Source organism: Geomicrobium sp. JCM 19037, assembly GCF_000698105.1.
Classification (GTDB): Bacteria; Bacillota; Bacilli; order Bacillales; family Marinococcaceae; genus Geomicrobium_A.
Window position 1 is genome coordinate 22,022 of record NZ_BAWZ01000032.1, and the last position, 19,824, is coordinate 41,845.

Below are 19,824 nucleotides of genomic sequence, written 5' to 3' on the forward strand. Positions count from 1 at the left end.
TTACAATAACTACATTAATAATTGAGGTGAACCACATGTTTATAGATTATGTAACCATTTATGTGAAATCCGGCGACGGAGGAAATGGAATGGTTGGGTTTCGAAGAGAAAAGTACGTCCCTGACGGTGGACCAGCAGGGGGAGATGGCGGGAAGGGTGGAGACGTCGTCTTTCGTGTCGATGAAGGATTGCGAACGCTCATGGATTTCCGCTATCAGCGACATTTTAAAGCAAGCCGTGGAGAAAATGGCCGCAGTAAAAACCAACACGGCAAAAACGCAGAGTCTTCAATAGTGCTCGTACCTCCCGGTACGGTTGTGAAAGACAAACATAGTGAAGCAGTCATTGCTGATTTAACTGAACACGGAGAAGAAGCAATGATTGCCAAAGGCGGACGTGGAGGTCGCGGGAATACTCGATTCGCGACACCAGCAAACCCAGCTCCAGAACATGCGGAAAATGGGGAGCCAGGCATCGAGAGGGAGATTATTCTCGAGCTGAAACTTCTCGCTGATATCGGGCTGATTGGCTTTCCAAGTGTAGGAAAGTCGACATTCCTCTCCATTGTTACTGCAGCAAAACCAAAAGTCGCTGATTATCCGTTTACGACGATTAAGCCAAACTTAGGTGTTGTTTCTACAAATGACGGAAGAAGTTTCGTTATGGCTGATTTGCCTGGGCTGATCGAAGGTGCTCATGAAGGCGTAGGGTTAGGTCATCAATTTTTACGTCATATTGAGCGTACGAAAGTGCTCGTTCACCTCATTGATGTGTCCGGCTTAAGCGGTCGAGATCCATACGAGGATTACTTGACAATCAATCAAGAGCTGAAAGAATATAACGAACAGCTCATGAACCGTCCGCAAATTGTTGTTGCGAATAAGATTGATATGCCAGACAGTGAAGAGACGCTTCGGACGTTTAAAGAGCAGTTAGACGACGATGTTCAAGTATATGAATTATCTACACTTCAGCGTAAAGGGGTAGACTTGCTCGTTAACCACATTGCTGATGAACTCGAACAAGCGCCGGAAGTCGATGCGTTTGAACAACCCGCTCTAGAAGAAAATGTGTTGTATAAGCATCAACCAGAAGAAATATTTGTCATCACGCGTGATCCGGATGGAACGTATGTATTAAGCGGTGATGAACTTGAACGCAGAATTCAAATGTTAGACCTAAATCGTACAGAGTCAGCACGACGATTCTCAAGAACGCTTCGGAATTTAGGTGTTGATGCAGCGCTTCGAGATCGAGGAGCGAAGGATGGAGACCTCGTAAGACTTGCAGGCATTGAGTTTGAATTTATTGATGAATAACGTTTAAATGGTGGTGAGTACTGGTGGCAGAAGAAATTGACCAGTTTTATCTCGTTCGAGAAGACATGCTCACAGAAGCAATGCAAAAAACCGTCCAAGCCAAGATTTTATTAGAAAATAAGACCTGCTCGACGATTGGCGAAGCCGTCAAACAAGTTGGTTTAAGCCGGAGTGCGTTTTATAAATATCGAGATGCCGTCCAACCTTTTCATACGATGATTCAAGAAAAGATTATTACGTTCTCGATCCATCTTGCTGACCGCTCAGGAGCCCTATCAGGCTCCTGACAAAAGTCGCAGAAACGGATTCAAATGTACTTACGATTAATCAAACAATTCCATTACAAGGCCGAGCAAACATTACGCTTACCGTTGATACGAGCATGTTAAATGTAGAGGTTCGACAGCTGATGGCTGACATTAAAGCGATGGAAGCTGTTGAAAAAGTGGAGATCATCGGTTCAGGTGTATCAGGCGCATAAGCTGCATTTTGAAGGCTTTTATCTGCAAGATACCATCTAAAGAGAGAGTGGAGAAGAGACCCATGAAAACCGCGTATTTAGGGCCGGAAGGAACATTTACCGAGTTGGCTGCGAAGTCATTTTTAGGTGAGACTGCCCGGGTTCCATACAAAGATATTCCAAGCACGATGAACGCATTGGAAAGCCAGGAAGTTGATGCAGCAGTTGTTCCATTAGAGAACACAATTGAGGGGTCGGTTAACGTTACACTTGACCACCTCATTCATCGCTATCATTTTCCGATTGTAGCAGAAGTGGCGATACCGATTGCTCAACATTTACTTATCCATCCGTCGACGACGGATTATACACAGGTAGACACAATCTATTCGCATCCTCATGCGATCGCTCAGTGTCATGAATTCATTAGTGACAAGATAACGGATGCGCAAATTGCTTACGCGACATCAACGGCAAGTGCTGCAAAAGAAGTGTCCGAGCGGCCAGAGCTTAATCGAGCAGCGATTGCCAATCGTTTAGCAGCAGAGAAATACGGGCTAACGATTGCTGAAGAGAATATTCACGATTTCCCGAATAATCATACCCGCTTCGTGTTGTTGGCAAATGATGTACCAGAGATGACGCGCCATTTCGGTTCAGCTGCCCCGCAAAAAACGAAGATTGTGATCACGCTGCCTTCCGATTACTCTGGAGCGTTGCACCAAGTATTATCCGCGTTTGCATGGCGCAAACTAAACTTGACGAAGATTGAGTCTCGTCCAACAAAAACTGGGATCGGTAATTATTATTTTATTATTGACGTTGATCATGCCTATGATTCGATTTTACTCCCGAGTACATTAGAAGAACTAAAAGCACTCGGGTGTGAGACGCGAGTTCTTGGTACGTACCCATCTGTTTTTATTGAAGAAGAGCAGGAGACGACGCTATAATAATGAATACTTGTGCCCGGCTGTGCATATCTTCTTAAGGGAAGCATCAATGATGACGGACTGATTATATGCACAGGAGGGACGACAATTGTGAAGATCCATATTGTACAAAAAGGCGACACACTTTGGAATTTGGCGAAGAAATATGATGTCGGCTTTGAAGAGCTTAAAGCAGCGAACACGCAGCTTGCCAATCCAGATATGGTGATGCCAGGAATGAAGATCAAGATTCCTGGTAAAGGTGTTCAAGCGAAAAAAGAAGTTCAATCAAAAGCAGGCCCTGCAAAGGATTACACGAAAAAAGAGCAGCCAGTCGCAAAAGAACAGCCAGCACAGCCGAAAAAAGAAGCGCCTGCTGTGAAGCCCCCGCCGATGAAAAAGTCAGTGATGGAAGTACCGAAAAAAGAACCAACAGCATACAAACAACCAGCTAAAGCTCCTGCAAAGAAGCAAACGGTACCACCAAAAATGACAAAACCGACACCGAAAAAGGAAAAAGAACCTGTAGCTATGAAAGAAATGCCGAAACAAAAAGCAATGCCAAAGCCGGAACAAAAAACAAGAAGAAGTGCCGTATTATCGCCAGTAATGCCGCAGTATCAACAGCAAATGGCACATCCTTGTATGGAACCGTCCCCATACTACGGAGCTACCATCAACCGATACCGCCTCATTTAATGCAGTATTGTTATCCATGTGGCCCGTATATGCCACCCACACCTTATCAAATGATGCCACCGGCATACGCGCAACCACAAAGCAATCATTATGAAATGCATCCTTTTAATGAAGGATACGGGTATCATCAGCCATATGAATTCCAATACCAAGGAAGCTATGATGATGAGTACGATCATCGTGAAAACCAGCCTTATTCTGAATCGTTTGAGCAATCGCGTTACGTTGCACCGGTAACGCATGCACCAATGGTGGATCCATACGGATACTATTATCCTCCACCAATGATGTACGGTGCACCGCCTGCGCCTCAACAGAGTTGGCAGTTTCCAAATGAGGACAATGAGGAATAACAATGGAGGACCTTCCTCCAAATAACAGGAGTATCTTAACGCCCTTCTTCACAAAATACTTGTGAAGGGGGATGTTTCATTTATGAAGAAATTTGCTTTGTCGGTTGCCGCTTGCACATTGTTAGCAACAAGTCTTGCAGGTTGTGGGGATGCCAATAATCAGGCAGCGAATGACCGGGCTGCTTATGATATGAACTATGTGAACGATTATCGTGGTGCCGACCAAGATTATGCGATGAACCGAAGTAACAGGGGAGACCGTGGTGAAGGACCAATTACGGATATGCTAACTGTTGATGACCGTACTACACGTACAGAACGTCATGACAGCACGCACAATGTAGATGACCGTACTGGGAGTTCTTGGGCATATAATAATGCGAGAGATGTATCGACAAAGACCATTATACGAACGCAGAAAGAAATGCAAACAAAGAACGTTTCCAAAAATATAACGGAGAAACTGGAAACCATCCTGGCATGGTGAATAATCGCGGGTATATGAATGGTGATAACGACGAAAACCCATATCATGTTGGGCACACAGACCGTTATAACAGTGACAATCATCACGATCTTGAAAGAACCATTGATCAAGCTGTTACGGATATGAAAGCGGTAAGTGACACTCATGTTGTTGTTGACGATGACCAAATCGTCATTGCGATAAAAGGAAATAACATTAGCGACTCCACAAAAGAAGAAATCAAGGATGAAGTTGAAGATTATACGAACAGAACCGTCTACGTTACTGATGATGAAGAAATGTTTACGAATGTGCGCAACATCGCAAATGATGTCCAGCGCGCAGGCGGGGAAATGATGGATGAAACGAGAGCCACATTTGACGATATGGTAAGCGACCTTGGGGATATGTAGAGCGTCCGTTTGAACGGAGCAGATAAAAATCGTAAGCGTAAGAGGAGAGTTCTCCTTTTGCGCTTTTTTGATTCGTGCTATATTTATTTATTAGAGTATGTGCAATGGAGGGGAGCATGCGACATGGCTGGACATTCAAAATGGAATAACATTAAACGAAGAAAAGAAGCACAAGACACGAAACGTGCCAAAGTGTTTACGAAAATAACGAAGGAAATCTTTGCATCTGTTCGTGCAGCTGGAGATGACCCTGATACGAATTTACGACTCAGGCAAGCCATTCAAAAAGCGAAAGCTGCGAATTTGCCTGCAGATAACATTGAACGAACGATAAAAAAAGCAGCAGGAAACCAAGAAGATGTCACGTATTACGAACTGACTTATGAAGGGTATGGACCTGGTGGGGCAGCCATTTTTGTACAAGTGCTCACAGACAATAAAAACCGAGTCGTCGCGGATTTACGGCATGCTTTTTCCAGGAACGGGGGTAATCTTGGAGAGGATGGTTGTGTCGCTTTTTTGTTTCAAGATGTTGGCATCTTAGAAATTGCTGCTAATAGCGGTGAGGAAGAAGAAGTTATGCTTGATGCAATTGAAGCAGGAGCGTCAGAGTTTGAACTTGTGGACGATCAGTACATGATTACAACGGAACCTAAACATATTGAAGCAGTAAAGCTCGCTTTAGAAGCAGCGGGGTATAAAGTGAGTAACAGTCACCTGGCGAAGATTCCATTAACGACAACAACGTTGGATGAGGAGCAGTGGGTGATGATGGACCAACTGATTGATCGTTTAGAAGACAACGATGATGTGCAAAATGTATATTATAACGCAGATTGACCATTTGCAATGAATACGTATGTTCCCATCCTTTTCGCGATTATGCTACACTTAAACTAGTTTGAATGGAGAGGGGAACGTCTGTGATTGAATCCTTATACGGATCTGTCGTGTATCGTGACCATGAATCCGTAACGATGAATGTACACGGAGTCGGTTACCACGTACTATGCGCAGATCCTTTAACATACCAAGTGAATGAAGCAGATTTATTTACGATTTACATTTATACGCACGTAAGGGAAGATGCCATTCGGCTGTACGGCTTTAAAACAAGAGAAGAGCGCGTGCTATTTAGCCGTTTGTTGCAAGTGTCAGGTATCGGTCCAAAAGGAGCGCTAGCTGTACTTGCAGAAGGAAATGCTGCAGTTGTAGTCGGGGCTATTGAAGAAGAAAACGAAACACTGCTCACCAAATTTCCAGGTATCGGAAAGAAAACAGCGAGGCAAATGATTCTTGATCTAAAAGGTAAACTTGATTTTGTTCAGGCAGCCTCAGTGGAGCCTGACACACGTATACGTTTAACAAATGATGCGCTAGATGAAGCGATGGATGCGCTCCGGGCATTAGGGTACGGTGAGCGTGAAGTAAAGAAAGCAGAGAAAGCGTTAAAAGACGAAGACCTTCAATCCGATGAATACGTAAGAAGAGCGCTGCGTTTATTTGTGGAGCGCTAGGAGGGATAAAATGGACGATCGTGTCATCTCTCAAGAAGCATTAAATGCAGAAGAAGAACGCGTAGACCAAGGGGTGAGACCCCTTTCGTTTGATGATTACATTGGTCAAGAGCAAGTGAAACGTAATTTACGTGTGTTCATTGAAGCGGCAAAGATGCGCGAAGAGAGTTTGGACCATGTGCTGTTATATGGTCCTCCAGGTCTTGGGAAGACGACCCTTGCTGCAATTATTGCGAATGAAATGAACGTAAATATTAAAACGACGTCAGGACCAGCAATTGAGCGTCCTGGTGATCTTGCCGCCATTCTTACGACGCTTGAACCGGGGGATGTGCTATTTATTGATGAGATTCACCGGCTAAATCGAGCGGTGGAAGAAGTGTTGTATCCGGCAATGGAAGACTTCTGTTTAGATATCGTCATCGGAAAAGGGACTGAAGCCAAGTCAGTCCGACTGGACTTGCCCCCATTTACGCTCGTTGGTGCGACGACAAGAGCAGGCATGTTAAGCGCACCGTTACGTGACCGGTTCGGTGTGCTAAGTCGCTTAGAATATTATTCATTGGATGAGTTGGCCCGGATTGTTCAGCGAAGCAGTCAATTGCTTAGTTTTGATATGGAACAAGCGTCAGCATTTGAATTAGCGCGCCGTCTCGTGCCACGCCGCGTATCGCCAATCGCTTACTTCGTCGGGTCCGGGACTTTGCACAAGTGAACGGTGTCACTTCAATTGCCGTAGATGAAACGTCAGAAGCATTGGAACAACTGCAAGTAGACCGACTAGGCCTTGACCCTAACGACGTGCGCTTATTAACGATGATCGCTCACAAGTTAATGGCGGACCTGTAGGTGTTGAGACGATGGCAGCAATGTAGGTGAAGAGACGGAAACGATCGAAGAAGTGTATGAGCCTATCTTTTGCAGATCGGTTTTTTGCAACGGACACCACGGGGACGATTGTTAACGCCACTTGCATATGAACATTTTGGGTGGGCGTCTCAAGGAGAAGTTTAGCGATGGGGCAATTTCCGAAAATGCTCATCATTATTGGGGCGATACTTATCGGTATTGGGCTGTTGTGGCAGGTCGGCGGGAAGATTATACCGCTTGGCAAGTTGCCAGGAGATTTCCTCTTTCGAGGTGAAAATACGACGGTCTATATACCGATCGTTACATCCATCATAATAAGCATTGTGTTAAGCCTCATTTTCTTTATTGTGGGGCGTTTTCGATGACCTACAGGAACAACAGGAGTGAACATAGCGATGAGAGTTGATGACTTTGATTTTGAACTACCAGAAGAATTGATCGCGCAGACCCCTTTAAAGGAACGAGACCAATCGCGGCTTCTCGTTCTTGAGACACCAGGTGGGGCGCTTCATCATACCCATTTTACGCACATTGAAGAAGAGTTAAACGACGGGGATTGTCTCGTTTTAAATAATACAAAGGTGCTGCCGGCTCGGTTGTTTGGCACGAAGGAGAACGGTGGTGCAAACATTGAATGTTTGTTGTTAAAAGAACAAAGTGATGATACGTGGGAAGCACTCGTTAAACCAGCCAAACGCGTGAAAGAAGGCACGACCATATCGTTTGGAGACGGCCGTTTGCAAGCGGTCTGTACAAACGTACTTCCGCACGGCGGCAGAGAGCTCTCATTCTCCTACGATGGGATTTTTCTAGAGGTATTGGAGAGTCTTGGTGAAATGCCACTGCCACCATACATTACTGAGACGCTTGAAGAACGCGATCGTTACCAAACGGTGTATGCCACACAGACGGGTGCTGCAGCAGCTCCAACCGCTGGTCTTCACTTCACCGAAGCGTTGTTAAACAGATTGCGTGCAAAAGGCGTCCAAATCTGTTATATTACTCTGCACGTCGGATTAGGTACGTTTCGTCCGGTTTCTGTGGAAAAAATCGAAGACCACGACATGCACAAAGAGTTTTATGAGATGGATGAAGACACAGCGAGACGTTTGAATGATGCAAAGCGTAATGGAAACCGAATTATCGCTTGTGGGACAACGTCAGCGCGGACGCTCGAGACAATCGCTTGTGAGCGCGAAGCGTTTGCCCCGTGCTCAGGTTGGACGAACATCTTTATTTATCCAGGGTATGAATGGAAAGCGGTAGACAGCTTGATTACAAACTTTCACCTCCCGAAGTCCACACTGATGATGCTAGTAAGTGCTCTGGCAGGACGAGATGAAATTATGGCGGCGTACACGTCTGCCATTGAACACCGATACCGCTTTTTTAGTTTTGGCGATGCAATGTTTATTAAGAGGAGCTAAGATCTGTATGTCAGCAGTTTATTACGAGCACATCAAGACGTGCAAACAGTCAGGGGCAAGGTTAGGAAAGGTTCATACGCCGCACGGTAGCTTTGATACACCAATGTTTATGCCGGTAGGGACACTTGCGACTGTAAAAATGATGAGTCCTGAAGAATTGAAAGAGATGAACGCACAAATCATCCTTTCCAATACGTATCATCTATGGTTGCGACCTGGGGAAGATCTCATAGAGGAAGCGGGTGGTTTGCATTCCTTTATGAACTGGGATCGCCCAATATTAACGGATTCCGGTGGATTTCAAGTGTTTAGTTTGAGCAAGCTTCGTGACATTCAAGAAGAGGGTGTGCACTTTCGCAATCACATTAGTGGTGAGAAATTGTTTCTCTCTCCAGAGAAAGCGATGCGAATCCAGCATTCTCTTGGATCAGATATTATGATGGCATTTGACGAATGCCCACCTTATCCAGCTTCATATGAATACATGAAGCGAAGTGTAGAACGTACAAGCCGTTGGGCAGAAAGATGCCTTACGACCCATGAAGGAAACGAAACGCAAGGGCTTTTTGGGATTGTACAAGGAGGAGAGTATCCAGACCTACGCGCTCAAAGTGCGAAGGACCTCGTTTCGATGGATTTTCCAGGATATGCAATTGGAGGACTTTCCGTCGGTGAACCAAAGGACGTTATGAATCGTGTTCTTGAAGAGACGATGCCTCACCTTCCAGACAATAAGCCGCGCTATTTAATGGGTGTAGGCTCAGCAGATGCACTCATAGATGGTTCCATTCGTGGGGTAGACATGTTTGATTGTGTGCTTCCAACAAGGATTGGTCGAAACGGTACGTGCATGACATCTACGGGGCGTAAAGTCATTAGAAATGCCGAATACGCGAGAGACTTTCGTCCAATCGACGAAAATTGTTCGTGTTATGCATGTAAGAATTATTCTCGAGCTTATATTCGACATTTAATTAAAAGCAAAGAAGCATTCGGGTTTCGTTTAACCTCTTACCATAACTTGCATTTCCTGCTAAACTTAATGGTGAATGTTCGTGAGGCGATTAAAGAGGACAGGCTACTTGATTTTAAAGAAGCATTCTTTGAACAATATGGGTTTAATCGTCCGGATGCGAAGAATTTCTAACAGAGGATGTTTGTATTACGAGAAGGGAGTGAATGATAATGATCGAACCAATTATTATGTTACTTTTGATGTTTGCGATTGTGTATTTCTTGCTGATTCGTCCTCAGCAAAAGCGCCAAAAGCAAGTGCGTGAAATGCATGCAAACCTTCAAAAAGGGGATGACATCGTTACAATTGGCGGACTGCATGGCACGATCGATGCGATCGATGAAGAAAAGATTGTACTGCTTGTCAATGATAACCGCAAGCTTACGTATGATCGTTCTGCTGTTCGCGAAGTGATGAACCAAAACTAAGTAAAAAAGGCCGAATTCACACAGGTGGTGAATGTCGGTCTTTTTCATTTACGCAATCGATGATCGTATCGATACGCCAATCATCCCCCCGATCAACGCCGTAACGATGCAAAGAGAAAATACGATGAGTTGGGACATGACTACGGGTGTCCCGTATCCTAGAAACTGGATGCTAAGCGCTAGGAGTACAAAACTAACCCCTGCCAGAAGCCCGAACAACCATCCTTTCGATCCTGCACGAATGGCGGCGACGAGCCCACCAATAAACGTAATCGTTAACGTGATGGCAATCGTTACTGCACCTAAAGATTGTTCGGTAAACGAACTAAAGCGAAGGATCGTAGCGAGAATGAGACTGCTTGCAATGACGAGCGTGAGCATCGTGAGAAAAGAACCGCCAATTGCTTTTAAATATGGGGTATCCACTGGATCGCCTCCAATCATTAGATTCATTTTCTTCTCTACAGCTTATGTGTCATACAAGCATATAGAATAAAAAATTACGGATGCAATTCCTCCTAACGGAAAACATAATGGCAAGAAGTTGTTAAGGAGGATCACATTGGATCTGTTTTCGATTTTTTGGCGTGTATTGTTTTTTTATTTCTTTCTCTTAATTTCATTACGTGTGATGGGGAAACGAGAAGTAGGAGAGTTGACCTTACTAGATTTTGTCGTGTCGATCATGATTGCCGAATTTGCAGTTACCGGGATTGAGGAGGAATCGCTTATTGAAGGCATGTTTCCGATTATCATTCTCGCGTGTTTGCAAATTGTATTGGCCTATATATCTTTAAAAAGCAACCGGCTTCGGGATCTATTGGACGGACAGCCGACGATTGTTATTGAAAACGGCAAAGTAGATGAACAGGCGATGCGACGTTTGCGTTACAATTTTGATGATTTGATGCTGCAGTTGCGCCAACACGATTTAACGGACTTCACGCAAGTGGCTTATGCCATCCTTGAGCCATCGGGGGATTTGTCTGTCATTGAGGCAACGAAAAATGCTGGGCAAGTCATTTTCCCATTTCCATTTATCGTAGATGGAGAAATGCAAAGGCACCAGTTACAGCACATTGGTCGAGATGAAGAGTGGTTGAGGACAGAATTGAAAAAAAGAGGGTACGACGACGTGAAAAAAATTGCGGTCTGTTCTGGGAATCGGGAAGGGAACTTTGTGATTAACATAAAATCAGATGCATAAGCGTGGTGGGTGTGACAACGAGAAGTGCGTGAAGGCACTTCTCGTTGCTAAACGAAGATTATGAACGAAACAAGGATTGAACGATCGGAATGCGACTGATATTCTTGATGTGAAGCAAACCGAATAGGAAAAGGGCGATAAAATAGACAGCAACTGTAATCAATATGCTCAGTAGCGTTCCAGCAAGCATTTGTTCAGCGGTAACAAACGTACGAAAGCACATGATGGCCACACCCGCAGATAAAAGCGTTACAATACCGGTGTTTGTCCAATCACGAAAACGAATCGTAAACCCTACCGCACGTGAAACGCTAATAAAATGAAGCAAAGTAACAAGCACCATACTCGTACAGATGGCAAGAGCAGCGCCCATCATGCCAAGTTCTGGTTGAGATGCGAGAAATGCAATGGCAGATAGTTTGACGACAGCGCCAATTAAACTGTTGTACATCGCCGACTTCGCAAGGTTAAGTGCTTGTAGAATGGCTTGCAGTGGCCCTTGAAAATACAGGAAGATACAAAAAGGTGCCATCAGCTTCAAGTATACAGCCGCCTGAGGAGCATGATACATAAGCGTAAGCACAGGAACCGCAAACACGTACAAAATAACAATGGAGATGCCCCCAGATAACAAGGCCACTTTTGTCGTTTGTTGAAGCCTTCTTTGAATGAGAGTGTAATCTTCTTTGCTATGGGCTTCACTAATTGCAGGTACAAGCGATACAGAAAGTCCATACGTAATAAAAGAAGGTAAAAATAACAACGGGATAACAAAACCGCTCAGTTCACCGTATTGACTTGTCGCTAAAATCGTAGCGACACCAGCAGCAGCAAGACTTTGTGCAACGATAATGGGCTCAAGAAATAGTGACACCGAGCCAACGAGACGGCTGCCGGTTGTTGGCAAAGCGATCGTCATTAAATCATGTAGCGTTTTTTTACCTCCGACTAAGGCTTGAGAGAAATTTTTGCGGATTCTCATCGGTTTTTTTCTTTTGAACATGTAGATGACGTACAGTAGAGATGCAAGTTCACCGAGCACCGCCGAGATCATCGCACCGGCAGCGGCGAATTCAATCCCGTAAGGAAGCAGTGTGCTCGTACAAATGGCGACAAGCGCAATGCGGACGATCTGCTCAATCACTTGAGCGTAGGCGATCGGTTTCATATTTTGCATTCCTTGAAAATAGCCGCGTAAAACGGCAGAAAGTGCTACAATGGGAACAATTGGGATAATCGCCAGCAATGGATATAAAGCTCTCGTGTCGGTAAGTAACCACTCAGCAAGCACCGGTGCAAGAAAAATAATTAACGTCGTAAACAAGATGCTCAACGAGCCCGTAACGACCATACTTACTGCTAGAATTCGCTTTTTACGGTCATGATCTCCTACAGCATCGGCTTCGGCGATGAGCTTTGAGATTGCAACGGGTAGACCGAGCTGTGTGAGTGTAATCACGAGTAAAATGTTGGAATGGCCATCATGTACAAGCCCATTCCTTCAGCGCCCATAATTCTGGCGACGACAATTTTATTGACAAAACCAAGCAAACGGGTAACAAGACCGGCCATAATCAGGATAAATGCTCCTGCAAAGAAGGTTTGTTTAGACATTTACGCCTCCTTTTTGTCATCTAATCGTAAGGTTGTCCTTCTCCATATGTATGCGCATTTTTGGAAGGCATGACAAGCTCGTGACGGAAGGGAAGAAATCGAGAGGTGAACGTAGTGAACCCCCAACAATTTGAAGTGTGGAGAGATGATTTAGAACCGGTGTTAATATTGAAAGCCGATGAGTTTCACTTACTAGGGCAAAAAGAAGCGACGAAAGAAGACGTATGGCAGCTAGGGCTAGAGAAATTGCAAAAAGAAGAAGAATTTGTCCCTTTCTATCAATTCGTGAGTGTGTTTATGCGTTTGAATGTGACGGACTATATGAACAAAGTCACAATTTCAGCGTATAAAGGTGAGGGAAAATGGTCGAAAGATACCGAAGATGAGCTAGAAGGCTTACTTCATGACGTTCTTCGGCATTGACAGTAAAAAAGTAGGGTTCGTATAATAGATATGTTGTGCAAAAGATGCTCGTAGATCATCATCTTCAGTGAACCGTGTCTGAAGGGATTGCGAGATGGATAGTTTTTTTGTTTTTAATGAAGGAGGACATGTAATGGGTAAGAAGTGGCTGAGAATCGGTACATTTTTCGCCATCGTCATCGCTCTAGGTGTGCTGATTTTTCAGACAGCTGAAGACGTTGCATCAGATACGAATTTAGGACTTGACCTTCAAGGCGGGTTCGAAGTGTTGTACCAGTTGCAACCTGAAGATGGAGAAGAGTTGACAGACGATGATATACAGTCAACAGCAACGGCTCTGAACCAACGAGTAAACGTACTCGGTGTATCCGAACCGGCAATCTCTGTAGAAGGGGAAGACAGAATTCGCGTTCAGCTGCCTGGCGTTGAGGACCAACAAGAAGCAAGGGCCACGCTCGGTACGGAAGCGGAGTTAACGTTTAGAGACGTAAACGATAATGTGTTACTTACCGGTGAAGATTTACAGCAGGGAGGCGCGCAAGCGACGTTTGACCCGGATGACAACTCCCCGATTGTCGCTTTAACGCTTCAAGATGGTGACAAGTTTGGTGACATTACTGCGGAATTATCGCAACAAACACCACCAGAAAACTTACTCGTTATCTGGTTAGACTACGAAGAAGGCATGTCATTTGCAGAAGAAGCGCAAAGTGAAGACCCAGCTTATCTTTCTGCACCGCAAGTGACACAAACGCTTCGTCAGCCAGAAGTTGTAATTACGGGTAGTTTTACACTCGAAGAGACGGAATTTATTGCAGACATACTTAATGCGGGTGCCCTTCCTGTATCACTAGAGGAAGTGTATTCAAATGCCGTCGGTGCGTCACTCGGTGAACAAGCATTAGAGCAGACGTTGATTGCCGGCATCATCGGTGTCGCGTTAGTGTTTATTTATATGTTGGCGTATTACCGTTTCATGGGTGTCATTGCAACGATCACACTTTCGGTATACATCTATTTGGTAATGATTTTCTTCAATGCCATCCAAGGTGTACTCACATTGCCAGGGATTGCAGCATTAATTCTCGGTGTTGGTATGGCGGTTGATGCGAATATTCTTACCTATGAACGAATAAAAGAAGAACTAAAAGATGGAAAATCAGTGAAATCAGCATACAAAGCGGGAAGTCGTCGTGCGCTAGGTACGATCATTGACGCCAATATTACGACCATTATTGCCGCTGCTGTCATGTTCTACTTCGGAACAAGTGCGGTTCAAGGGTTTGCTGTCATGTTGATTACGAGTATTCTAACAAGCTTTATTACGGCTGTGTGGGGCTCGAGGGTTCTCCTTGGGTTATGGGTGAACAGCCGGACCTTAAACCGTAAATATTGGTTATTTGGTGTAAAGGGGCGTGACGTTCGTGGACTTTAATATGGCTAACAAGAACTGGGACCTGATTAAACACCGCAAAAAATATTTCGGTTTAACAATCATTATGACGCTCATTGGAGCGATATTGCTCTCAACGGTCGGTCTCAACCTCGGCATTGACTTTGAAAGTGGAACGCGTGTCGATGTCGTTGCTGGGGAGCCGTTAACAGAAGAAGAAGTGGCGGATCACTTTATCGCCGCCGGTGGATTTGAACCCGATGATATTACACTTGCAGGTGACAACAATGAACAAGCATCTGCTCGGTTTATCGGAGCAATGGACCAAGAAGACGTCGGGGCGATACAGGCGTATTTCACGAATGAATTTGGAGAAGAACCAAACATAAGCACCGTTTCTCCACAAATTGGGCGCGAGCTTGCACAAAACGCGATTATCGCTACGTTACTTGCTGCCTTCGGGATTGTCGTTTACGTTGCGTTTCGATTTGAATTTCTATACGGTGTTGCAGCGGTTGCCGCTCTCTTGTATGATGCCATCTTTGTGCTAACCATTTTTAGCATCTTACAGCTTGAGGTGAACATCCCGTTCATTGCCGCGATCTTGACGGTTGTCGGGTATTCGATAAATGATACGATCGTTACGTTTGACCGTATTCGCGAGAATATGAAGAAACAAGATGAGATTCGAGACTTTAACCATCTTGCTAAAGTTGTGAATGATAGTTTGTTACAGACGCTCACTCGTTCCATTAACACTGTTCTTACCGTTCTATTCGCAGCAGGTGCAATTTGGTTGTTTGGTAGTGAAGCAATTACGTCCTTCGCCTTTGCGATTGTCATTGGTCTTATTGCCGGAACGTATTCTTCATTGTTCTTCGCCGCACAATTGTGGTTAGTGATGAAGCATCGTTCGTTAGAAAGAAAAAAGAATAAGCCAGTAGAAGCAGAAGAATACTAGGACAATACCCCTCCGAGACATTTGGAGGGGTGTTTTTACCGTATCAAATCTTTGAATAATGGAGCGATCGGTATGCAAAATGGAAACAGTGAGCGTTTCAAGAAAATTAATTTCGCTGCTTGGCTCGGAATCGGGATTAATATCATCCTCGCCGCTTTAAAGTTTTTCGTCGGTTGGTTTGCGAATAGCCGGGCACTTATTGCCGATGCGCTTCACTCAGCTGCAGATGTCGTCACCTCTTTTGCTGTGCTGATTGGTGTGCGTGCCGCCGAGCTTCCACCAGACGAAGACCACCCGTATGGTCACGGGAAAGCAGAATCGATTACAGCAATTATCGTTAGTGTGTTGCTGTTCGTGGTCGGCCTAGATATTGCGATCAGTACGCTTGGAGACATCGGGTCTGAGAACCCTGTTCCAGGTATTGCTGCTCTGTATGTAATTATTTTCTCGATCATCGTAAAAGAAGCGTTATTCCGTTATAAGCTTCATCTTGGGAAGAAATATAACAGTGAAGCCATCATTACGGATGCATGGCATCATGCTCTGATGCTTATTCTTCGATCGCGGCAATGGTCGGGGTCGGTGCTTCACTTTTAGGGGCGCAATTTGGTCTGTCATGGCTCATGTATGGAGACATGATTGCTGGTGTATTTGTCGCAGCTCTTGTAATGGTTATGGCGTATAAACTCGGTCGAGATGCGATTCACAACTCTTTGGACCATGTGTTGCATGAGGAAGATACCGTTGACATGATTGAGCGTGTAAACGGAGTGGAAGGTCTCATAAAAATTGACGAATTTCACGCAAGAGAGCATGGACATTATGTGATTGTTGATATTAAAATAGTAGTAAATCCTGACATCTCAGTTCGAGAAGGGCACGACATTGCCAAACGTGTAAAGAATACACTGATGGAAGAGGAGCGGGTTCGGGACGTCCTCGTCCACGTTAACCCATTAGATGTTGATGAACGAGAAACTATACGCAGGAGTGATCTAACATGAAAGGTCAATGGACATTAATTCTCGGTTTAATCGCTGCACTTTTAATCTCAATTTTTGCTGTGATAAACGTTGACTCGGTAACGGTAGACTTTATGTTTGCCACAACCAAGTGCCACTTATTCTCATCATTTTAGGTTCTGTATTAATGGGTGGGGTGATTGTCGGCGCTGTAGGAATGTTGAAAGTGTACAAATTGCAACAAGAAATTCGTCGTTTGAAGAAGAGCCAACAAGAAGGTCGCCAAGTGAGTGATCACCCAGATCCGAAAGATCAAACTTCAGAAACCGAGCATTCGGACACAGATTAGTCGATTGCTGAGCGTTCAGCTGTTCTGTATAATGTATACGGTCAGGTGAGGAGTGAAGAACGAATGTTACAAGCAAACACAAAATGGCAAATGAAAACACAGACGATGAAAGCAGATCAGTTGGCATCAGTGCTCGGTGTGTCATCTTTGACTGCCCATCTCCTCATGAATCGCGGGTGTGAGACGAAAGAGAAAGCTGAAGCTTTTTACATATGAACGAGGATCGTATGCACGATCCTTTTCTTTTGCATGGCATGAAAGAAGCTGTTGACCGGGTCCATAAAGCGGTGATTGACAAAGAGAAGATCATTGTCTTCGGGGATTATGATGTCGATGGGGTGTCAAGTACAGCACTCATGTGTGAAACACTACAAAAGCTTGGAGCGGTGTATGACTGGTACATCCCCAACCGGTTTACTGAAGGGTATGGTCCAAACGTGAACGCTTTTCAAGGTTTACGTGATGGAGGTGCGTCGCTTATCATTACGGTGGATACAGGCATTGCGGCAATAGACTCGGTAAATTTTGCCAATGAAATTGGCTTAGACGTCATTGTGACTGATCACCATGAAGTCGGTCCTGAATTGCCAGCTGCTCAAAGCATCATTAATCCGAAGAAGAAAAACTGCTCGTATCCTTACAAAGACCTGGCAGGGGTCGGCGTTGTGCTGAAACTATCGCACGCACTGTTAGGTGAAGTACCTAAAGACGGATTTGATTTGGTTGCACTTGGCACGATCAGTGACCTTGTTCCGCTAGTAGATGAAAACCGATATTTTGCAAAGCGGGGGTTAAAGCAGTTGGGCCTACAAAAGCGTGCGGGTTTACGTTCATTAGGCGAAGTGAGTGGGTTAAACGGCCCTCCGTTTTCTGCTCAAGATGTTGGGTTTGGACTTGGTCCAAGGCTAAATGCGGCAGGGAGAATGGCTTCTGCTAGGCCAGCTTGTGAGCTGCTGATGGTGAAAGATACAGAGGAAGCGCTCGTTCTTGCTGAGCAAATTGATCATTTAAATCAAGACCGCCAAGAGACGGTAGAGCGGATTGCCGAAGAGGCCCTTAAAAGCGTAGATCAAGAGACAGATGTTGATGCCGTTGTCGTATCTGGTGTTGGCTGGAACTCGGGTGTGACCGGTATTGTGGCCTCTCGCCTCGTGGAAAAGTTCAATCGACCGGCGATCGTCATTGCGGTAGATGAACATGGCGTCGGGAAAGGTTCGGCACGTAGCATTCCAGGTTTTGATTTATACGATACACTTTCAGAAGTTCGTCACCTATTTACTCATTTTGGCGGACATCCGATGGCAGCAGGATTAACGATCGATACGACTCATATTGACGAGCTCCGAAGTCATATGAATAAGCGTGTAAACGAGACGATGACAGAAGAAGAGTTTATTCCGGTCACTCACATTGAATTGTCTTTAACGGTTTCTGATGTAACGATTGACCTTATTCGAGAAGTTGAACAGTTGGCCCCTTTTGGAATGGGCAATCCCAAGCCATGTGTACTGATTGAAGAGTCTAAGATCATTGATAAACGCTCGATCGGCGCAAAGAAGAATCACGTGAAGATGCAACTGGCGGATGACGATGCGCAATTGGATTGCATCGGTTTTCGCAAAAGTTATATCGATGATCAAGTGAGCATGAGCAGCAGCATATCTGTGATTGGTGAGTTGGAAACGAACGAATGGCGAGGGAAGATAAAGCCGCAACTGATTTTGAAAGATGCACAAGTAAACGGCTACCAACTGTTTGATGTGCGAGGCAAATCACTCGCTTCATTACCCGCTGATGTTGCACTTGTTGTGTTTACCGAAGAGAAAAAACAACAGCTGAAGCGTTTAGACACAGAGAGTGCGGTTATCCGCGCAGATGAAGTAGATTCAACGATGCCTGGCACGTGTGCTCTCGTCGAAATTCCAGACTCACTTGAGGAAATCGAAACATTGTTGACAAGAACCTCATCATCTGTAAAGAATGTGTATGTCGCTTTCCAAGAAGAAGCGGTATCTTACTTTATGACGGTACCTTCTCGAGAAGAATTTAAGTGGTACTTTGCCTTTATTAAGCAAAAGGGTCCAATCTCAAAAAATGAATTGACGCAGCTTGAAAAGTATAAAGGTTGGTCAGAACCGATGATTAAATTCATGACAAACGTGTTTCGAGAGCTCGAATTTGTTACAATAGAGGATGGTTTGATTAAGATTCATCATGCGCCATTGAAGAAAGACTTGAAAGATGCACCGACCTATATGATGCATCAAACACGTGTAGATGCAGAAAAAACGTTGTTACTTTCAAGTTCAGAGGAGTTAAAACGCTGGTTTGACCAGCAATTGAAGCGGAAGTTACCTGAAAGAGAGGAATTACTCAGTGGATTATAAAGAACATATTACGATTATTGAGGACTACCCAACAGAAGGCATTCAATTTAAAGACATTACCCCACTCTTACAAAACGGGCCTGCTTATCGAAGTGCAATTCTTGAAATGAGTGAGTATGTCAAAGAACGAAAAGCTGACATTATTGTCGGTCCTGAAGCCCGGGGATTTGTCGTGGGTTGCCCAATTGCTTTTCAATTAGAAAAAAGCTTTGTGCCTGTTAGAAAAGCAGGCAAACTTCCACGTAAAGTTGTGCAAGCCGATTACGGTTTAGAATATGGCAATGACACATTAGCGATTCATGAAGACAGCATCAAGCCTGGGGACCGTGTCATTATTACCGATGACCTGTTGGCGACAGGTGTACTATTGAAGCGACGATTAAGCTCGTTGAAAAGCTCGGTGGCGAAGTGGTTGGCTGTGCATTTCTCATTGAACTCGCTTACATTGACAGTCGTTCAAAGATTAAAGATTATGATGTGTTTTCATTAATCTCTTACAAATAATGTGATACTTTTTTGACATGGAGGTCCTTTCTTTTAGAGGACCTTTTTATTATTGACCCTATTTGTTGTTGAAGATTTGGGTTTTAACGAGCATGACACTTTACATGCCATCATTTTTTATTGAT

The 19,824-nt window shown here is 44.6% G+C and carries 20 protein-coding genes and 5 pseudogenes; 23 read left to right on the top strand and 2 right to left on the bottom strand.

What is annotated here, in order from left to right; translation table 11 throughout:
* Positions 1 to 35: 35 nt before the first annotated feature.
* The 14 genes and pseudogenes from obgE (at position 36) to yajC (ending at position 9,899) form a co-directional block, all read left to right on the top strand.
* Positions 36 to 1,319: a GTPase ObgE gene (obgE, locus tag JCM19037_RS16355; RefSeq protein WP_042403046.1), complete on the top strand. Its 1,284-nt coding sequence runs from the start codon at positions 36 to 38 to the stop codon at positions 1,317 to 1,319.
* Between the two features lie 65 nt (positions 1,320 to 1,384).
* A pseudogene (locus JCM19037_RS16360) lies at positions 1,385 to 1,800 on the top strand (ACT domain-containing protein).
* A gap of 62 nt (positions 1,801 to 1,862) precedes the next feature.
* On the top strand, positions 1,863 to 2,732 hold the full coding sequence (gene pheA / locus JCM19037_RS16365) for a prephenate dehydratase (RefSeq protein ID WP_042403050.1): 870 nt from the start codon (positions 1,863 to 1,865) through the stop codon (positions 2,730 to 2,732).
* 90 nt (positions 2,733 to 2,822) lie between these two features.
* A complete protein-coding gene (gene safA, locus JCM19037_RS16370; protein WP_052363980.1) occupies positions 2,823 to 3,410 on the top strand; it encodes a SafA/ExsA family spore coat assembly protein in 588 nt (195 codons plus the stop codon).
* A gap of 29 nt (positions 3,411 to 3,439) precedes the next feature.
* On the top strand, positions 3,440 to 3,763 hold the full coding sequence (locus JCM19037_RS16375) for a hypothetical protein (RefSeq protein ID WP_152549109.1): 324 nt from the start codon (positions 3,440 to 3,442) through the stop codon (positions 3,761 to 3,763).
* An 82-nt stretch (positions 3,764 to 3,845) separates the two neighbouring features.
* Positions 3,846 to 4,250 (top strand): hypothetical protein, encoded by a 405-nt coding sequence (locus JCM19037_RS16380; RefSeq protein ID WP_042403056.1) that lies wholly within the window; start codon positions 3,846 to 3,848, stop codon positions 4,248 to 4,250.
* Positions 4,244 to 4,642 (top strand): YhcN/YlaJ family sporulation lipoprotein, encoded by a 399-nt coding sequence (locus JCM19037_RS16385; RefSeq protein WP_042403059.1) that lies wholly within the window; start codon positions 4,244 to 4,246, stop codon positions 4,640 to 4,642. The genes JCM19037_RS16380 and JCM19037_RS16385 overlap by 7 nt, the downstream gene beginning before the upstream one ends.
* Positions 4,643 to 4,765: 123 nt before the next feature.
* Positions 4,766 to 5,482 carry a YebC/PmpR family DNA-binding transcriptional regulator gene (locus JCM19037_RS16390; protein WP_042403061.1) on the top strand — a complete coding sequence of 239 codons (717 nt, stop codon included), beginning with the start codon at positions 4,766 to 4,768 and terminating at the stop codon, positions 5,480 to 5,482.
* 83 nt (positions 5,483 to 5,565) lie between these two features.
* Positions 5,566 to 6,159 (top strand): Holliday junction branch migration protein RuvA, encoded by a 594-nt coding sequence (ruvA, locus tag JCM19037_RS16395; protein ID WP_042403063.1) that lies wholly within the window; start codon positions 5,566 to 5,568, stop codon positions 6,157 to 6,159.
* 10 nt (positions 6,160 to 6,169) lie between these two features.
* A pseudogene (gene ruvB, locus JCM19037_RS16400) lies at positions 6,170 to 7,173 on the top strand (Holliday junction branch migration DNA helicase RuvB).
* A 2-nt stretch (positions 7,174 to 7,175) separates the two neighbouring features.
* A complete protein-coding gene (locus JCM19037_RS16405) occupies positions 7,176 to 7,394 on the top strand; it encodes a DUF2905 family protein (protein WP_042403066.1) in 219 nt (72 codons plus the stop codon).
* A 30-nt stretch (positions 7,395 to 7,424) separates the two neighbouring features.
* Positions 7,425 to 8,456 (top strand): tRNA preQ1(34) S-adenosylmethionine ribosyltransferase-isomerase QueA, encoded by a 1,032-nt coding sequence (queA, locus tag JCM19037_RS16410; protein WP_042403068.1) that lies wholly within the window; start codon positions 7,425 to 7,427, stop codon positions 8,454 to 8,456.
* A gap of 7 nt (positions 8,457 to 8,463) precedes the next feature.
* A complete protein-coding gene (gene tgt / locus JCM19037_RS16415; protein WP_042403069.1) occupies positions 8,464 to 9,603 on the top strand; it encodes a tRNA guanosine(34) transglycosylase Tgt in 1,140 nt (379 codons plus the stop codon).
* Positions 9,604 to 9,635: 32 nt separating this feature from the next.
* Positions 9,636 to 9,899: a preprotein translocase subunit YajC gene (gene yajC, locus JCM19037_RS16420; protein ID WP_042403071.1), complete on the top strand. Its 264-nt coding sequence runs from the start codon at positions 9,636 to 9,638 to the stop codon at positions 9,897 to 9,899.
* A 48-nt stretch (positions 9,900 to 9,947) separates the two neighbouring features.
* Here yajC and JCM19037_RS16425 read toward each other — a convergent pair whose 3' ends face one another.
* The gene (locus JCM19037_RS16425; protein ID WP_193744788.1) at positions 9,948 to 10,325 is read right to left on the bottom strand and encodes a TIGR04086 family membrane protein; all 378 of its coding nucleotides are present in this window, start codon (positions 10,323 to 10,325) and stop codon (positions 9,948 to 9,950) included.
* 136 nt (positions 10,326 to 10,461) lie between these two features.
* Between JCM19037_RS16425 and JCM19037_RS16430 the strand changes: the two genes are divergently transcribed.
* Positions 10,462 to 11,106, top strand: a complete 645-nt coding sequence (locus JCM19037_RS16430) for a DUF421 domain-containing protein (RefSeq protein WP_042403075.1) — start codon at positions 10,462 to 10,464, stop codon at positions 11,104 to 11,106.
* Between the two features lie 58 nt (positions 11,107 to 11,164).
* Here JCM19037_RS16430 and spoVB read toward each other — a convergent pair.
* Positions 11,165 to 12,720, bottom strand: a pseudogene (spoVB, locus tag JCM19037_RS16435) (stage V sporulation protein B).
* A gap of 114 nt (positions 12,721 to 12,834) precedes the next feature.
* On the opposite strand from spoVB, the gene JCM19037_RS16440 reads away from it, so the two are divergent.
* The 8 genes and pseudogenes from JCM19037_RS16440 to JCM19037_RS16465 all read left to right on the top strand — a co-directional run bounded on the left by JCM19037_RS16440 (position 12,835) and on the right by JCM19037_RS16465 (position 19,685).
* Positions 12,835 to 13,143 carry a post-transcriptional regulator gene (locus JCM19037_RS16440; protein ID WP_042403077.1) on the top strand — a complete coding sequence of 103 codons (309 nt, stop codon included), beginning with the start codon at positions 12,835 to 12,837 and terminating at the stop codon, positions 13,141 to 13,143.
* A 133-nt stretch (positions 13,144 to 13,276) separates the two neighbouring features.
* The gene (gene secD, locus JCM19037_RS25215) at positions 13,277 to 14,578 is read left to right on the top strand and encodes a protein translocase subunit SecD (protein WP_152549111.1); all 1,302 of its coding nucleotides are present in this window, start codon (positions 13,277 to 13,279) and stop codon (positions 14,576 to 14,578) included.
* Positions 14,568 to 15,497 carry a protein translocase subunit SecF gene (gene secF / locus JCM19037_RS25220; protein ID WP_238544767.1) on the top strand — a complete coding sequence of 310 codons (930 nt, stop codon included), beginning with the start codon at positions 14,568 to 14,570 and terminating at the stop codon, positions 15,495 to 15,497. Before secD ends, secF begins: the two co-directional genes overlap by 11 nt.
* Before the next feature lie 72 nt (positions 15,498 to 15,569).
* Positions 15,570 to 16,501: pseudogene (locus JCM19037_RS16450) on the top strand (cation diffusion facilitator family transporter).
* A pseudogene (locus JCM19037_RS30255) lies at positions 16,498 to 16,808 on the top strand (lipopolysaccharide assembly LapA domain-containing protein). Before JCM19037_RS16450 ends, JCM19037_RS30255 begins: the two co-directional pseudogenes overlap by 4 nt.
* Before the next feature lie 63 nt (positions 16,809 to 16,871).
* Positions 16,872 to 17,024: a hypothetical protein gene (locus JCM19037_RS25935; RefSeq protein WP_193744789.1), complete on the top strand. Its 153-nt coding sequence runs from the start codon at positions 16,872 to 16,874 to the stop codon at positions 17,022 to 17,024.
* A gap of 11 nt (positions 17,025 to 17,035) precedes the next feature.
* On the top strand, positions 17,036 to 19,195 hold the full coding sequence (gene recJ, locus JCM19037_RS16460; protein ID WP_052363981.1) for a single-stranded-DNA-specific exonuclease RecJ: 2,160 nt from the start codon (positions 17,036 to 17,038) through the stop codon (positions 19,193 to 19,195).
* Positions 19,185 to 19,685, top strand: coding sequence for an adenine phosphoribosyltransferase (locus tag JCM19037_RS16465; RefSeq protein WP_238544768.1), 501 nt, complete (start codon positions 19,185 to 19,187; stop codon positions 19,683 to 19,685). Before recJ ends, JCM19037_RS16465 begins: the two co-directional genes overlap by 11 nt.
* Positions 19,686 to 19,824: the final 139 nt, after the last annotated feature.

Coding starts and splice junctions, on each gene's coding strand:
- yajC (WP_042403071.1), top strand. CDS start 9,636: ATGATAATGATCGAACCAATTATTATGTTACTTTTGATGTTTGCGATT.
- tgt (WP_042403069.1), top strand. CDS start 8,464: ATGTCAGCAGTTTATTACGAGCACATCAAGACGTGCAAACAGTCAGGG.
- pheA (WP_042403050.1), top strand. CDS start 1,863: ATGAAAACCGCGTATTTAGGGCCGGAAGGAACATTTACCGAGTTGGCT.
- secD (WP_152549111.1), top strand. CDS start 13,277: ATGGGTAAGAAGTGGCTGAGAATCGGTACATTTTTCGCCATCGTCATC.
- JCM19037_RS16390 (WP_042403061.1), top strand. CDS start 4,766: ATGGCTGGACATTCAAAATGGAATAACATTAAACGAAGAAAAGAAGCA.
- JCM19037_RS16385 (WP_042403059.1), top strand. CDS start 4,244: ATGGTGAATAATCGCGGGTATATGAATGGTGATAACGACGAAAACCCA.
- JCM19037_RS16405 (WP_042403066.1), top strand. CDS start 7,176: ATGGGGCAATTTCCGAAAATGCTCATCATTATTGGGGCGATACTTATC.
- JCM19037_RS16375 (WP_152549109.1), top strand. CDS start 3,440: ATGCCACCCACACCTTATCAAATGATGCCACCGGCATACGCGCAACCA.
- JCM19037_RS25935 (WP_193744789.1), top strand. CDS start 16,872: ATGTTACAAGCAAACACAAAATGGCAAATGAAAACACAGACGATGAAA.
- queA (WP_042403068.1), top strand. CDS start 7,425: ATGAGAGTTGATGACTTTGATTTTGAACTACCAGAAGAATTGATCGCG.
- obgE (WP_042403046.1), top strand. CDS start 36: ATGTTTATAGATTATGTAACCATTTATGTGAAATCCGGCGACGGAGGA.
- JCM19037_RS16380 (WP_042403056.1), top strand. CDS start 3,846: ATGAAGAAATTTGCTTTGTCGGTTGCCGCTTGCACATTGTTAGCAACA.
- recJ (WP_052363981.1), top strand. CDS start 17,036: ATGCACGATCCTTTTCTTTTGCATGGCATGAAAGAAGCTGTTGACCGG.